11 protein-coding genes are annotated in these 12,872 nt (G+C 57.2%); 8 read left to right on the top strand and 3 right to left on the bottom strand.

The genetic code is table 11. The features are described from left to right. Window positions 1–37: 37 nt before the first annotated feature. A complete protein-coding gene (locus tag PHF39_RS01380; protein ID WP_300219406.1) occupies window positions 38–985 on the bottom strand; it encodes a hypothetical protein in 948 nt (315 codons plus the stop codon). Window positions 986–1,137: 152 nt separating this feature from the next. Between PHF39_RS01380 and PHF39_RS01375 the strand changes: the two genes are divergently transcribed. From PHF39_RS01375 to PHF39_RS01355, 5 genes are all read left to right on the top strand, one after another. Further along, window positions 1,138–3,147: an ATP-dependent DNA helicase gene (locus PHF39_RS01375; protein ID WP_300219404.1), complete on the top strand. Its 2,010-nt coding sequence runs from the start codon at window positions 1,138–1,140 to the stop codon at window positions 3,145–3,147. Then, the gene (locus PHF39_RS01370) at window positions 3,135–3,593 is read left to right on the top strand and encodes a methylated-DNA--[protein]-cysteine S-methyltransferase (protein ID WP_300219402.1); all 459 of its coding nucleotides are present in this window, start codon (window positions 3,135–3,137) and stop codon (window positions 3,591–3,593) included. The genes PHF39_RS01375 and PHF39_RS01370 overlap by 13 nt, the downstream gene beginning before the upstream one ends. Before the next feature lie 58 nt (window positions 3,594–3,651). After that, complete coding sequence (locus PHF39_RS01365) at window positions 3,652–4,251, top strand: molybdenum cofactor guanylyltransferase (RefSeq protein ID WP_300219400.1); 600 nt, start codon at window positions 3,652–3,654, stop codon at window positions 4,249–4,251. 135 nt (window positions 4,252–4,386) lie between these two features. Then, window positions 4,387–5,238 (top strand): PAS domain-containing protein, encoded by an 852-nt coding sequence (locus tag PHF39_RS01360; protein WP_300219398.1) that lies wholly within the window; start codon window positions 4,387–4,389, stop codon window positions 5,236–5,238. Further along, the gene (locus tag PHF39_RS01355) at window positions 5,235–6,740 is read left to right on the top strand and encodes an ATP-binding protein (RefSeq protein WP_300219396.1); all 1,506 of its coding nucleotides are present in this window, start codon (window positions 5,235–5,237) and stop codon (window positions 6,738–6,740) included. The genes PHF39_RS01360 and PHF39_RS01355 overlap by 4 nt, the downstream gene beginning before the upstream one ends. A gap of 4 nt (window positions 6,741–6,744) precedes the next feature. Here PHF39_RS01355 and PHF39_RS01350 read toward each other — a convergent pair whose 3' ends face one another. Next, window positions 6,745–7,509, bottom strand: a complete 765-nt coding sequence (locus PHF39_RS01350) for a dihydroorotate dehydrogenase electron transfer subunit (protein WP_300219395.1) — start codon at window positions 7,507–7,509, stop codon at window positions 6,745–6,747. Beyond that, entirely contained in the window at window positions 7,502–8,389 is an 888-nt protein-coding gene (locus tag PHF39_RS01345; RefSeq protein WP_300219393.1) for a dihydroorotate dehydrogenase, read from the bottom strand. The genes PHF39_RS01350 and PHF39_RS01345 overlap by 8 nt, the downstream gene beginning before the upstream one ends. Before the next feature lie 52 nt (window positions 8,390–8,441). Here PHF39_RS01345 and PHF39_RS01340 point away from each other — a divergent pair, with 52 nt between their 5' ends. The 3 genes from PHF39_RS01340 to PHF39_RS01330 all read left to right on the top strand — a co-directional run bounded on the left by PHF39_RS01340 (window position 8,442) and on the right by PHF39_RS01330 (window position 12,568). After that, complete coding sequence (locus tag PHF39_RS01340) at window positions 8,442–9,308, top strand: lactate dehydrogenase (RefSeq protein WP_300219391.1); 867 nt, start codon at window positions 8,442–8,444, stop codon at window positions 9,306–9,308. 1 nt (window position 9,309) lies between these two features. Continuing rightward, window positions 9,310–11,787, top strand: a complete 2,478-nt coding sequence (locus PHF39_RS01335) for a DNA-directed DNA polymerase (RefSeq protein WP_300219390.1) — start codon at window positions 9,310–9,312, stop codon at window positions 11,785–11,787. 253 nt (window positions 11,788–12,040) lie between these two features. Further along, the gene (locus PHF39_RS01330) at window positions 12,041–12,568 is read left to right on the top strand and encodes a winged helix-turn-helix domain-containing protein (RefSeq protein ID WP_300219389.1); all 528 of its coding nucleotides are present in this window, start codon (window positions 12,041–12,043) and stop codon (window positions 12,566–12,568) included. The last annotated feature ends 304 nt before the right edge of the window (window positions 12,569–12,872 follow it).

Here is a 12,872-nt window from a genome sequence, read left to right as displayed (position 1 = left end):
CGATTCGTAAGAAGGGAGAGGATTCGCCCGGGCGCGGTCACGTAACCCACGTCTTCATCAGGTAAAAATACCGCCCGCCGTACTCCAGGATCACAGGCTGTGTACTATCCGTTCCGGTTCCGCCGAGGGAGTTGCCGTATTCCCGTACCATCTTCCCCTCGCTGCAGAGATACGTACCGGTCCCGATGCAGGTACCGGGGACGGCGATAGTGAGGCCCTCGCTGCAACGCGAATCGCCGGCTTGGTCTCCCGTCAGGAACGGTTTCATGCGGGGGAAGCGGCTGAAGTCGTCACCGGTAACCGCAACGACCGTGTACAGCTTCGCCGCGGACTCGTTGACCTCGTACACATCGAACCCGCCGCAGGTCACCGCTGAATAACTGATCCATGAGACGAGGGCCATCGGCGAACACAGTACCAGCAGGATCACGGCTGAAAGCACCGCCAGCCGTTTCTGCCGGCTGATGGTGGTGCATGCCACATCCGTGCCCGCAGCCTCCTGCCGGCTTGTGGGCTCTCCGGAGATCCGGCAGAGCAGCCAGTCCAGAATGAAAAATACCAGGCCCGACAGAACCAGGACGCACGCGATCCCGATGAACAGTTCCAGCCTCCACTGAGCCGCCCCGAGACGAACGATCCCGTACTGCATAATTTCCAGGTAGAGAAGAACAGATACGAATGCCCCGAAAAAAACGGCGGGAGTTTTCAGCAGCGACGGTCTCCCCGCCCCGACAATAAACAGGGACGCAGCAATGAACAGGGGAAGTACCAGAGGAGAGAGAAGGAGGGCCAGGTAGTACGGGAGCCCCGCGATGCCATCTTCAAACTGCGGATTGACAATCCCGACAAAGCATGCCAGCACGCACCCGCAGACCAGGTGAAGGAGAATCCTGGACTTCCTGTCCCGGAGCAGCCCGGATACGATGACGAGAAGTGCGGCAATAATGGCAAGATAGGCAGCATAGGCAACCGTGAACGGATCCATCGTATTCCGGGAACCGGTCATCCCCAATTCATTAAAAGTGATCGATGTAAACCGCAGTTCCTTTCGTCCCGTACCGGAAGGTACGCCTTCTCCCCAGCCGTGCGGCTGCATCCACACCCATAAAACCTCCGGCAGCCAATATTGTTGAAGAAATGAACACCATCGACACCTTCTTCCCGTACAGCGAGTACCGGCCCGGCCAGCGCCACATGCTGGAGGTTGCGGCCACGGTTGCCCGTGATGGCGGTATTGCGATGATCGATGCACCGACCGGCTCCGGGAAATCGAGCGTGGTTGCTTCGCTTCTTGCCGAGCGCAAAGGCCGGAAGGTTGTGATTGCTGTCCGCACAGTAAGCCAGCTCACGACCTTCATCCGCGAGCTCGAACTCGTGAAGAAGAAAGCCCCGCAGATCAAAACCGTGTATCTCGTTGGCAAGAAGAGCATGTGCCCACTGGGGGGAGAGGGGGACGTGTACCGGCGCTGTGAGGGCGTCAAGGCTTTCTCGAACTCGCTGATGCGGGACCGGGCTGAGAAAGGGGCGATGATTCCGGCAAAGGATCCGTTCATCATCCAGCAGATCCGCAGGATGGACAAAGAGCACCCGCTCCTCTGCCCGTATTACATCAACAGTAAAATGTTCGTCCCCGCAGAGGGTGTTGGTGTGCGGATGGTTCCCTCAACGGAACTGCGCAACAAGGCCGACCGCGTGATCCAGAACCCCGTCCCCCCGAGGGACCTTACCGAATACTCTTCCAGCCTCTGCCCGTATGAGCTGATGATGCACGCGGCAAAGAACACCGACGTGGTCATCCTTAATTACCACCATCTCTTCGACCGGCAGATCCGGGAGCAGCTCTATGCAAACCTTGGTGTCGAGGACAAGGACATCCTTCTCCTGATCGATGAGGCGCACAACTGCGGTGACGTGATTACCGGCATCGAGAGCGTGACCATGGTGGAGCGCGACCTCGAACAGGCTTCGCGTGAACTCTCCGGCATGGCCCGGCGCCACAAAGGGGCTGAGGCGGTACGGCACGTGCTTCCCCGGCTTACGGAATTCATCCGGGGCCTCCAGAACTCGGTCGAGGCAGAGGACTGGTTCGATCCCGCGATCTTCGACCGGATGATCGTCCGCGAATCGCTCTACAAGGATATGGACGAGATCGTGGACGACCTCATGGGTCTGTCCGAGACCATCCGTGAGAAGAACATCAAGGGGGGTGAGTTCCGCGAAACGGCAATCGAGCGCCTGACTGAGTTCCTCCTCCGACTCTCCAACTCCGCAACCGACCCGGCGTTCCTGACCGTGTATCGCAAAGAGGAGTCCGGCATCACCCTGGAAGTGCGCAGCATTGATCCTGCTGCCTCGCTCTCGGAGGTGTGCGGTTCCCATGCCTGCGCCATCCTGATCTCGGGTACGCTCTCTCCTGTAGAGAGCTTCCAAAAATACTACTTCGGCAACGGGAACGTGACAACGCTCTCCCTCCCCAACGCGTTCCCGAAGGAGAACCGGCTCATCGCCTGCGCAAACGATATCACGACCGTTTACTCGATGCGGCAGAACAAGGAGAATACGAACCGTATTGCAGGGTATATCCGGGCGTTCTGTTCGCTTAAAGGCAACCGTGCCATTTACTTCCCCAGTTACCAGATCCTCGAGACGTATGCGGAACTTACTGCACGCGACATCCGGGGAAAGAAGGTCTTCATCGAGCCCCGCGATGCGGCAGGCGCAAGCGCGGCCCTGACCGAGTTCCTCTCGCTGCCGGCGCGGCGCGAATCCGGCGTCATGTTTGCCGTTGCCGGGGGAAAGTGGAGCGAGGGGCTTGATTACCGGGGTGAGATGCTCTCGGGCGCCATGGTGATCGGCCTCCCGCTTGCGCCATTCAACCGGGTACGCAAGATGATGATCGAATATTACCGGCACAAGTTCGGGCCCGAAGGGGAGTTCCTCTGCTATACCCTGCCGGCCGTCAACCGCTCGCTTCAGGCACTCGGGCGGGTGCTGCGGACCCCGGAGGACCGGGGTGTTCTCGTACTCGGGGAGAAGCGGTTTTGTGAAAAGAAGGTCAGGGATGCCCTGCCGGGCTGGATGCAGGAAGAGATAATCGCCTGCGATTATGACCGGTTCCGCGAGGTGCTCGCGCAATGGAAACCCTGAGCGGATCCTGCCGGCTCGGGCTCTGGTATGTCCACGTGTACTGGAGCGGGAACCTGGTCAGCCGCATCCGGTTCTCGCGGACGGGAATCAAAGGGAGCGTCCCGCCCCTGATCCGGCAGTACTGTGCGGGAAGGCCCGTTGACCTCAGGGCATTTTCCTCTGTCGCGATCCACGGCGACACCCCGTACAGCCGCATCTACCGCGCCGTACGGGAGATCCCGTACGGGAAGACTGCCACGTATGGCGACATTGCCCGGGTGGTCGGGACAGCACCCCGTGCAGTCGGGCAGGCCATGGCCCGGAATCCCACCCCGCTCGTCATCCCCTGCCACCGGGTTGTCGCAGCCAACGGGATTGGCGGGTTCTCTCCCGAGATCGAAATTAAGGAACTGCTCCTTGCCATGGAGAAGAAGAACCGGGAAACCCTCAAAAAAACCATTGCGTAAATTACTACATACTGAAGAGCCAATAAATCTGGTTGAATTCAGGAGTAGTACTGAGCAGATGAGATCAGCGATCATCCTTGTAGGTGGAGAGGCACGGCGTGCCAACGGGCAGGAGAAGTATTTCTTCCGGTACCAGGGTAAAACGTTCATTGAGCGGCTCGTTGACACGCTGCGGGGGATCGTGGACGAGATCATCCTTGTTGCACGCGACCCGGAACAGTGCCGGCGTTTCGACCATCTCGAGGGCGTGCGGTGTATTACAGACATCCGCCAGGGAATCGGCCCCATTCGCGGGCTCCATGCCGGCACCCTTGCTGCACAGGGAGATCTCATCTTCGTCTCTGCCTGCGACATGCCCTGCATTGATGCAGGGGTTGTCTCGTATCTCTTCTCCGCTATTGGTGAACACCAGGCAGCCATTCCCAGCTGGAATACAGACCTTCTCGAACCCCTCATGGCCGTATACCGCCGCGAGGCTATCCTGGAGTACCTCAAGACCCATGAATCCTACTCACTGCGCTCGATGATACGGTCCATCGATACGCTGTATGTGCCCGTGAACGACCTCAGGCAGTTCGACCCGGAACTCCGGTCTTTCACGAATATCAACAAGCTCGAGGACCTCGAACAGATCAACGGGGACAATGCTGCATTGTAACAGGCCGTCCGCCTTTTTCCCGTATGCACACGGGCAGCACAAATACCTTAAAATATATGTGATGAAACCAATCGATAGATCATTACCATTTGCAGGGAAACAGCCTGCTGAGCTGCAGGCAGGTGCACGAAGAGTATGAAACAGATCTCCCCCGAAAACGAGGAAGTCCTTCACCTGTTCATCATCACCGCAGCGACCATTGGCGCTGTTATCACCACGGTATTCTCCTTAACCCACGGGATCTTCGAGATATTCCCGTTCCTCTACATCCTTCCCATCATCCTTTCCGTGTACTTCTTCCCGAAGCGCGCAGTTCTCTTCTCCCTTGGCGTCAGCCTCACCTACATCGGGATGATCTACCTGTATGACTTCACCAACCCCGAACACATCGCGATTGCAACGGCATGGTTTGCCATCTTCATCACCATCGGGGTTGTCTCCTCGTCCTACGCAACGCGGCTCATCGACGAGCAAATGCGGATCCGGAGCATCCTTGTGAATTCCCAGGACGGAATCTTCTGTTTCGATCTCACGACCCTCCAGGTCCTCGGGGCAAACGCCAAGTTCGCGCAATGGCTCCGCTATGACCGGAGCGAGCTGGTGGGAAAGGACCTCTCAAAGACCTGGACCGGGTCGTCCGAGCGCGACCAGTTCATCGCAGATATCCGGAACGGTCCGCAGAACCTGGAGACTGAAGGGGTCTTCCAGTCACGGGACGGGGGCCAGCACCGGTTCATCGTCTCGGCTGTACTGGTGTCACGGAACCGCGTGCTCTGTTCTGCGATCGATATGACCGGCAGCAAGGTCGCTGACGAGGAGATCAAGAAGACCCTGGAAGAACTCGAGGTGCAGGTCCGTGCCCGGACGGAACACCTGGAAAAGATAAACGCGCAGCTTCAGGCCGAGATCCTCGAACGGCGCAGGGTGACAAAGACCATCCTCACACCGGAACCCGGGTCCAAGAAGGACCTGGAGGAGGAGGAATGATCGCCATCCCGTCCGGTGCCCCCCGCATCCTGCCCGGCACGGCACGGGGCCTCTGGTCCACTGCCATCGTGGCAAGCGTCGCAGTTGCCATCGCCTCGACTATCTTCTCCCTCACGCATGGGATCAACGAAGTCTTCCCGTTCCTCTACTTCCTCCCGATCATCCTCTTTGTCTACATCTATCCCGACCACGGTGTCATCTTCACGCTCCTTGTCAGCACCATCTACCTGGTGCTGGTCTATTCCCTCACCAGTTTCAACCCGGCAATCGTCGCGGTATCTACGGCATGGTTCGTCATCTTCGTGACAATTGGCGTAGTCACATCATCCTTTGCCAAGGGGCTTGTTTTAGAGGAGCGGAAGTACCGCGACATCTTCGAGAACTCCCAGGCAGGGATCTTCACATTCGGTCTTGACACCCTGAAGATCCAGGAACTGAATGCGAAGTGTGCCCGCATGCTCCGTTATGACAGAAACGAACTCGTGGGAAAAGACCTCAAGGAACTCTTCACGGACAGCGCACAATACCATTCCTTCACCCGCGAGATCCGGTCCCGCCCGCAAACCGGGGATATCGAGCTGCATTTTTCCACCCGTGACGGGGATATCCGGCAGTTCGTCCTCTCGGCATCAGCCTCACCCAACAACATCATCATCTGTTCTGTCATGGACATCACCGAAAGGAAACTTGCCGAGCGGGTGATCCACAAGGCCCGGGTGGAGCTCGAAGAACGGATCATAGAACGCACGCGGGAACTGACCCGGGCAAACGAGAGCCTCCTCGCAGAGATCGAGGAGCGCAAACAGTTCGAGGAGGCAATCCAGCTGGCAAACAAGAAACTCAACACGCTCTCGTCGATTACCCGGCACGACATCCTCAACCAGATAACAGCGATTGTGATGTATCTCTCGCTTGCAGAGGAGCAGATCTCCAACCCCGAGGCAATCGGGCACATAAAGAAGATCGGGCAGATCACCCAGTTGATCCAGAAGCAGATCCGGTTCACCCGCAACTACCAGTTCATCGGCTCGCGGTCGCCTCACTGGCAGGTCCTCTCGGTCACCATTGACGATGCCATAAAGGATCTTGACCTGGGGGACGTCCGCGTAGAGAAAGAGGTCGGGGATCTCGCGATTTACGCGGACCTTCTCCTGGAAAAGGTCTTCTACAACCTTGTCGAGAACTCCCTCCGCCATGGTGTGAACGTCACACGCTGCAGGATTTCCTATCGCATGGATGGTGATGATCTCGTTGTCCTGTACGAGGATGACGGGGTTGGCATACCAGCCGGCGTAAAAGAGAAGATTTTCCGCCGTGAATATTACCGGAATACCGGGTACGGGATGTTCCTCACCAAAGAGATCCTGGACTCTACCGGGATCAGTATCGTGGAGACCGGCGAACCGGGCAGGGGTGCACGCTTCGAGATCCGTGTGCCTGCGGGGGCGTTTTCCTTCGGATTACCGGAGAAGGAAGAATCGCCACGCCACAGCATGGACTAACAGATCAAATACTTTTCTTACAGCCGCTTGCATCCCGCATATAATGGCCGAATTCACTCTTCTGCAGGACCGTGCCCGGGAAAACCGGGCCATCGCGGCAGACCCGGAGGCCGGAGGGGTCGATACAGCATGACCCGCAGACGCCAAGGCCGCATTTCATGTACCGGTGGAGCGAGAACTCGGTCTTGTGCTCTACGCCCTTCTCTGTCACCTTGGCAAGCACGGAACGCATCATCACTTCGGGACCGCAGACAGCAATCCGGTCGTAATTGGCAAGGGTCAGGTCATCCAGCAGGGCCGTGACAAAACCCTTGTAGCCCTGCGATCCATCATCTGTTGCAATGACGACATCGGTGCATTCGTCAAGCTGGTCCAAAAAGAGCAGCTCGGACTCCGTCTTAGCACCAAGGAGCATGGTCATGACGCAATCTGCGCTGACAAGCGGGAGGAGCGGCGCCGCGCCCACCCCGCCTGCTATCGCGAGCACTTTTTCGCCTTGTGAAAAACCATTGCCAAACGGCCCGCGGATCCCGATTTTGTCGCCGGGTTTCATGGCAAAGAGTGCGGATGTGGCATCGCCCACCTTCTGCACAGTGATGCTGTTTAACGATGAGAGCGCCATCGGTATCTCGTCCACGCCCGGCACCCAGACCATCACAAACTGACCCGGGTTGAAGACAAACGGCTGGTCAAAGAAGAACGACCGGATATTCGGTGTCTCGTTCCGGATCCGCGTGATTGTTACAGTCACGGGAGTACCGTCAGCCATGGGCGCACCCCATGATCTCACTCGCCATTACGCCGTCCTTTGCGTACAGGGCGGCCCGGATCTTCTCAAAGACCCTGATATCCTCATGCACCGCGGAGCCAATCTCAACGGCTGATGCACCGGCCATCATCATCTCCACGACATTATCAGCAGTCGAAACACCCCCGCACCCGATGATGGGGATCTTCACTGCCTCATACAGTTCGTACACGCACCGGATGGCAACAGGAAACACTGCACTGCCCGAGAGACCGCCGTACCGGTTGCCGAGAACCGGGCGCCGGAGGCCGGTTGAGATCCGCATCGCCTTGACGGTATTGATGGCAACGATTGCACCCGCCCCACCTTTCTCCGCTGCCCTGCCAATCGCAGTGATATCCGTTACATTCGGGGTCAGTTTCACCCATGCCGGCATCCCGGTTTTAACAACAGCCCGGGTGCAGGCCTCAACAAGTGCAGGATCGCTCCCGATGGCTGCCCCGTACCCTTCCGCATGAGGGCAGGAGAGGTTAAGCTCGACTGCCGCGACCTTCCCGGAGAACCACCCGGCAACCTCGGCAAACTCTTCCGGGGTGCCGCCAAAGATACTGGCAACCACGGGCTTCTTTGCAAGCGGGGCCAGCTCGTCCACGAACTCCTTTGACGGGTTGGGAAGTCCCATCGCATTCAGCAGGCCGTCCTCAAGGGCAACGAGGCACGGGCCGCTGTGACCTTCCTTTGGGTGCGGTCCGATGGACTTTGTCACAACGCCCCCCGCCCCCAGCTGGAGCATCCGTGCCAGCGATGCACCGGTTGTCCCGAGAACACCGGCCGCAAGGAGGAGATGGTTCTGCAGCTCAACACCGCTCACATTCACCGGGCCCGGCCTGATGGTAACCATTCATCAGGAAATGGTCGTTATTTATTATTAGCATAACCCATATTGGTACCTGATGGTGCGTCTGGCAATCCTTGGTGTGGGGAGAATCGGCGGGGAGCTAGCTTACCTTGCTGCATCGCTTGGTATTGCTGACGAACTCGTCCTGTATGATACCGCTCCCGACCTGCTCAGGGCGCAGGTGCTCGACCTCCGCCATACCGGGCTCGACATTGCAATAAGTACCGACATGAACGATATCAGGGATACCGATCTCTGCGTCTTCTCTGCCGGAATGCCGCGAAACCCTTCCGTGAAGACACGGGCGGACCTGCTCCTTGCCAATCTTCCGGCAACGCGCTCCTGCGCCGGGCTCCTGAAGCGGTTTTCGGGGGTCCTGATCACCGTGACAAACCCGATGGATATCAATAATTATAATCTCTTCCAGTCCACCGGCATTCCCCGCGAACGCTGTATCGGGTTCGGCGGCCAGCTCGACAGTGCCCGTTTCGGCATCGCCCTCCGTTCCCGGAATATCAGCGGCCAGCCTTCTGTCCTCGGGGAGCACGGGGAACACCAGGTGCCGGTATGTTCCCGGCTTGATGCACCGGTTGATAGTCCTGTGCGGGAGGAGATCCTCCGTGAACTGCAGGGTGCAAGCATGGAAGTTATCCGGGGCAAAGGCGGGACCGTGTTCGGGCCGGCACTCCACCTTGCACGGCTTGTCCGGATGGTCCTGAAAGATACCAGGGAAACTGCAATCTGCTCCGCGGTACTGGACGGGGAGTACGGTCTCGATCGGTGCTCTCTTGGGGTACCGGTCCGTATCGGCAGGGACGGGATACAAGAGATCGAAGAGTGGGAACTGGATCCCTGGGAACTCGACAAGATGGCGGAGGCAGGAAGGTTCGTTGCCGGCCTCTGCGGGAAGGTCGTGCCCTGATATGGCTTCGCAGTCTGCCGGCAGCGGGAGCTGCCTGGATGCCGCCTGCACGCTTGATGCATTCGCCGGAGGTTTCCGGATCGCGATCAACCAGGTAGAGTACAGCAACTCCCCCGGCGGGCCCGTCATCCACATCTTCGGGAGGGACATCCGCGGGAAAACTGTCCGGCTGGATGTAACCGGTTTTGTTCCGTATTTCTATATCCCGTCCGACCAGGCAGAGAGCACGCCACTCCCACCGAAGGCAACCCTTGAAACCGGAACCGTGTACCGCTCGATCCGGGGAGAGCAGCTCCGCCGGATCATTACCCAGCGCCCGGGAGATGTGCGGGATGTCCGCGAGCGGTACCGCCACTTCGAGGCGGACATTCCCTTTGCCACCCGGTTCATGATCGACACCGGGCTGACCGGGGGGGTTGCTGCATCATCAGAGAACATCGACTATCATGAGATCACGCCGATCGAGATCGATGCCCCGGCCCGGACCTGCATCATCGATATCGAGTGCGAGGACGAGCGGGGCTTCCCCGACACGCAGCGCGATGCGATCATCTGCATCACCTGTTATGACTCGTTCGACGAGGACTACACTACGTTCCTGCTGACCCCCGGCAGCAGCCAGCTGCCGGGCGAGATCGCCGGGAAGGTTGGCGAAGGAGGACTCGAAAACGGGTGTTTCCGGCAGGGCACCCACACAATCTGCTCCTATTCAGACGAGACTGCGATGCTTCGGGCGTTCACCGCCTATATCATTGCCCGGGACCCGGACATCCTTTCGGGCTGGAACTTCGTTGACTTCGACATGCCCTACATCACCGGCAGGATGGAACGGCTCGGCCTGAAATCCGATTCGCTCGCCCGCATCCCGGGCATGACCGAGCGAAACGCCCTCCGGGGCCGGGCGCTCTTTGACCTCCTCACTGCGTACAAGAAGATGCATTCCACGCTCAAGGAGTCCTACCGCCTTGACGCGATCGCGATGGAGGAACTCGGGCAGCAGAAAGTCCGGTACACCGGGACGATCTCCGATCTCTGGAAGAAACAGCCGGCGCTCCTTGTTGAGTATAACTTCAAGGACGTGGAACTCTGCGTAGGGATCAACAAAAAGGACAACATCATCGGGTTCTACCGCGAGATCGCCCGGTACGTGGGCTGCCCGCTTGACCGGACCCTGAACTCCTCGAACGTGATCGATGTCTACGTCCTGAGAAAGGCGTTCGGAAAGTACGTGCTCCCCTCGAAAGGATTTGCCAATGCCGAGGAATTCGAAGGGGCAACGGTCTTCGAGCCGAGCAAAGGCGTGCGGGAGAACGTGGTGGTGCTCGACTTAAAGTCGCTCTACCCGATGGCAATGATGACCATAAACGCCTCGATGGAGACCAAGGATTCCCAAGGCGAACTCCGGGCGCCCAATGGGATCCGGTTCCGCAAGCAACCTGATGGGCTGACCCGCAGTATCATATCAGAGCTCCTCAAGGAACGGGACGAGAAGAAGCGCCTGCGCAACACCTTCGTGTTCGGTTCGCCGGAGTACATCATGTACGACATGCAGCAGAACGTGCTCAAGGTCATTATGAACACCTACTACGGGGTCTCGGGGTACACCCGGTTCCGGCTCTTCGACCGGGAGATCGGCTCTGCTGTCACCTCTGTGGGCCGTGCGATCATCGAGCACACGCGGCGGGAGATCGAGATGATGGGCTACACGGTCATCTACGGTGACACGGACTCCTGTATGATCCAGCTCCCGCCGGTCGACCGGGAGAAGACGATCGAACTAGCCCGTTCGATTGAGAAAACCCTCAACGGGAGTTATTCCGTGTTTGCAAAGAACGAGCTCAATGCCGATGTCCACTTCTTCTCCATCAAGTTCGAGAAGATCTATGCCCGCTTCTTCCAGGCCGGCAAGAAGAAACGGTACGCAGGCTCGCTTGTCTGGAAAGAGGGGGAGGATGTCAAGGAAACGGACATCGTGGGCTTCGAGATCAAGCGGAGCGACACGCCGCAGATCACGAAGCACGTACAGAAGACCGTGATGGAACTCATCCTGGACGGCAAGGGCCTCCCCGAGGTCAAAACATTCCTCGGGGACGTGATTAAAAAGTACCGGGCCGGGAAGTACACGCTGGACGAGATCGGGATCCCGGGTGGGATCGGCAAAGCGCTGAACGATTACGACAATGATGATGCACAGGTGCGGGGCGCAAAGTATGCCAACCAGTACCTGCACACGGAGTTCGGGAAGGGCAGCAAGCCCAAGCGGATTTACATCAAGACGGTAACCGCCAAATATCCCAAGACGGACGTGCTCTGCTTCGAGTATGCCGACCAGGTGCCACCGGAGTTCGTGGTGGACCTCGAACTGATGCTGGAGAAGACCATCAGACAACCGATCTCCCGGATCATCGAGGCGCTCGGCTGGAGCTGGGCGGATGTGGATCCGTCGCGGACTACGCTGGCGCAGTGGGGGCTGGGATGATGACACCCGTAAAAGGACCCGCATGAAGCGAATCTACTTCGCACAAGAGCGATGAGAATTTCACTCTGCACCGTGTTTTTGTCGTACACGTTTCTATCGACAAAACTCATAATTTTCATGATAAAACAATCACCTGCATAATTGTTTCAAAAGCGATCCCTTTTCTGCAAGGATCGGCAAAATTCCGGTGGAATAATATTTGTTTCGTCTGAATGCAAAATTTAACATATAAATTATTCAAATACAAGATCCAATGGACTCAGAAAAAATAATCCTTACAAAAGAATTGTTCCGGGTCCTGTCTTCCGATACTCGCATTACAATCCTGAAAAAACTTGCCCAACGCAGAAGGACGATCAGTGAATTGTCACGCGAGTTAAAGATCGCCAAGTCAACAGTGCACGAACATCTTGCTCTTATGTCCGGCGCGGGATTGATCGTCACCGTTCCCGATAAACATGAGTGGAAGTATTATGAGATAACCCGAAATGGAGTAAATCTGCTGGCACCGGAAAATTCGATCCCAATATCCATTCTTCTTACAACAACCGGATTCCTTTTTCTGGCCGGATCCATTACTGCATTTGTCGTGGCCTGGTTCCCGATGACACAACCGCCCGTCTCAACACCCATGCACGGCGGGGGTTATTCCGGTTATTTATACCCGGACCTCTTACCAACCTGCATTGGAATTCTTCTTCTCATAGCCGGGATTCTGGTTCTCATCCGGCTTTTCAGGATCCGGACATCATTTAAGGCGGATTCCCTCCAGTCATCCTGATCCGACCATTGCAAATCCATCCATAGGTCTTGGATCAACCTCCACAGTTCTTGCAATATCTTTGGAATATAGTCCGGCAGATTCGTGAAGATGCATTTTGGATGGTACACACCACTCCACTTTTTCTTATTTCACGGTGTTCGGATAAAACCGAACGCTTTTCGGGGGTTGAAATAGAATTGCAGAAAATTTTCTTGTACCCAGAACGTGATGTTTCCGCATTCTTGCTGGGAGGGAATATTTCCGATAATGGATAAAGCAGTCCGTTTTCCGGAGAGGTTCCGGATTAAACATTGTCAGGTAC

The sequence above is a fragment of the Methanoregula sp. genome, from assembly GCF_028712425.1.
Lineage (GTDB): Archaea > Halobacteriota > Methanomicrobia > Methanomicrobiales > Methanospirillaceae > Methanoregula.
This window is presented reverse-complemented; position numbering and strand designations above follow the sequence as displayed.

Bases quoted from the DNA above. Each gene is read 5' to 3' on its own strand.
- PHF39_RS01380 (WP_300219406.1), bottom strand. From the start codon at position 985: ATGGATCCGTTCACGGTTGCCTATGCTGCCTATCTTGCCATTATTGCC.
- PHF39_RS01345 (WP_300219393.1), bottom strand. From the start codon at position 8,389: ATGGTTACCATCAGGCCGGGCCCGGTGAATGTGAGCGGTGTTGAGCTG.
- PHF39_RS01350 (WP_300219395.1), bottom strand. From the start codon at position 7,509: ATGGCTGACGGTACTCCCGTGACTGTAACAATCACGCGGATCCGGAAC.
- PHF39_RS01360 (WP_300219398.1), top strand. From the start codon at position 4,387: ATGAAACAGATCTCCCCCGAAAACGAGGAAGTCCTTCACCTGTTCATC.
- PHF39_RS01370 (WP_300219402.1), top strand. From the start codon at position 3,135: ATGGAAACCCTGAGCGGATCCTGCCGGCTCGGGCTCTGGTATGTCCAC.
- PHF39_RS01335 (WP_300219390.1), top strand. From the start codon at position 9,310: ATGGCTTCGCAGTCTGCCGGCAGCGGGAGCTGCCTGGATGCCGCCTGC.
- PHF39_RS01355 (WP_300219396.1), top strand. From the start codon at position 5,235: ATGATCGCCATCCCGTCCGGTGCCCCCCGCATCCTGCCCGGCACGGCA.
- PHF39_RS01330 (WP_300219389.1), top strand. From the start codon at position 12,041: ATGGACTCAGAAAAAATAATCCTTACAAAAGAATTGTTCCGGGTCCTG.
- PHF39_RS01365 (WP_300219400.1), top strand. From the start codon at position 3,652: ATGAGATCAGCGATCATCCTTGTAGGTGGAGAGGCACGGCGTGCCAAC.
- PHF39_RS01375 (WP_300219404.1), top strand. From the start codon at position 1,138: ATGAACACCATCGACACCTTCTTCCCGTACAGCGAGTACCGGCCCGGC.
- PHF39_RS01340 (WP_300219391.1), top strand. From the start codon at position 8,442: ATGGTGCGTCTGGCAATCCTTGGTGTGGGGAGAATCGGCGGGGAGCTA.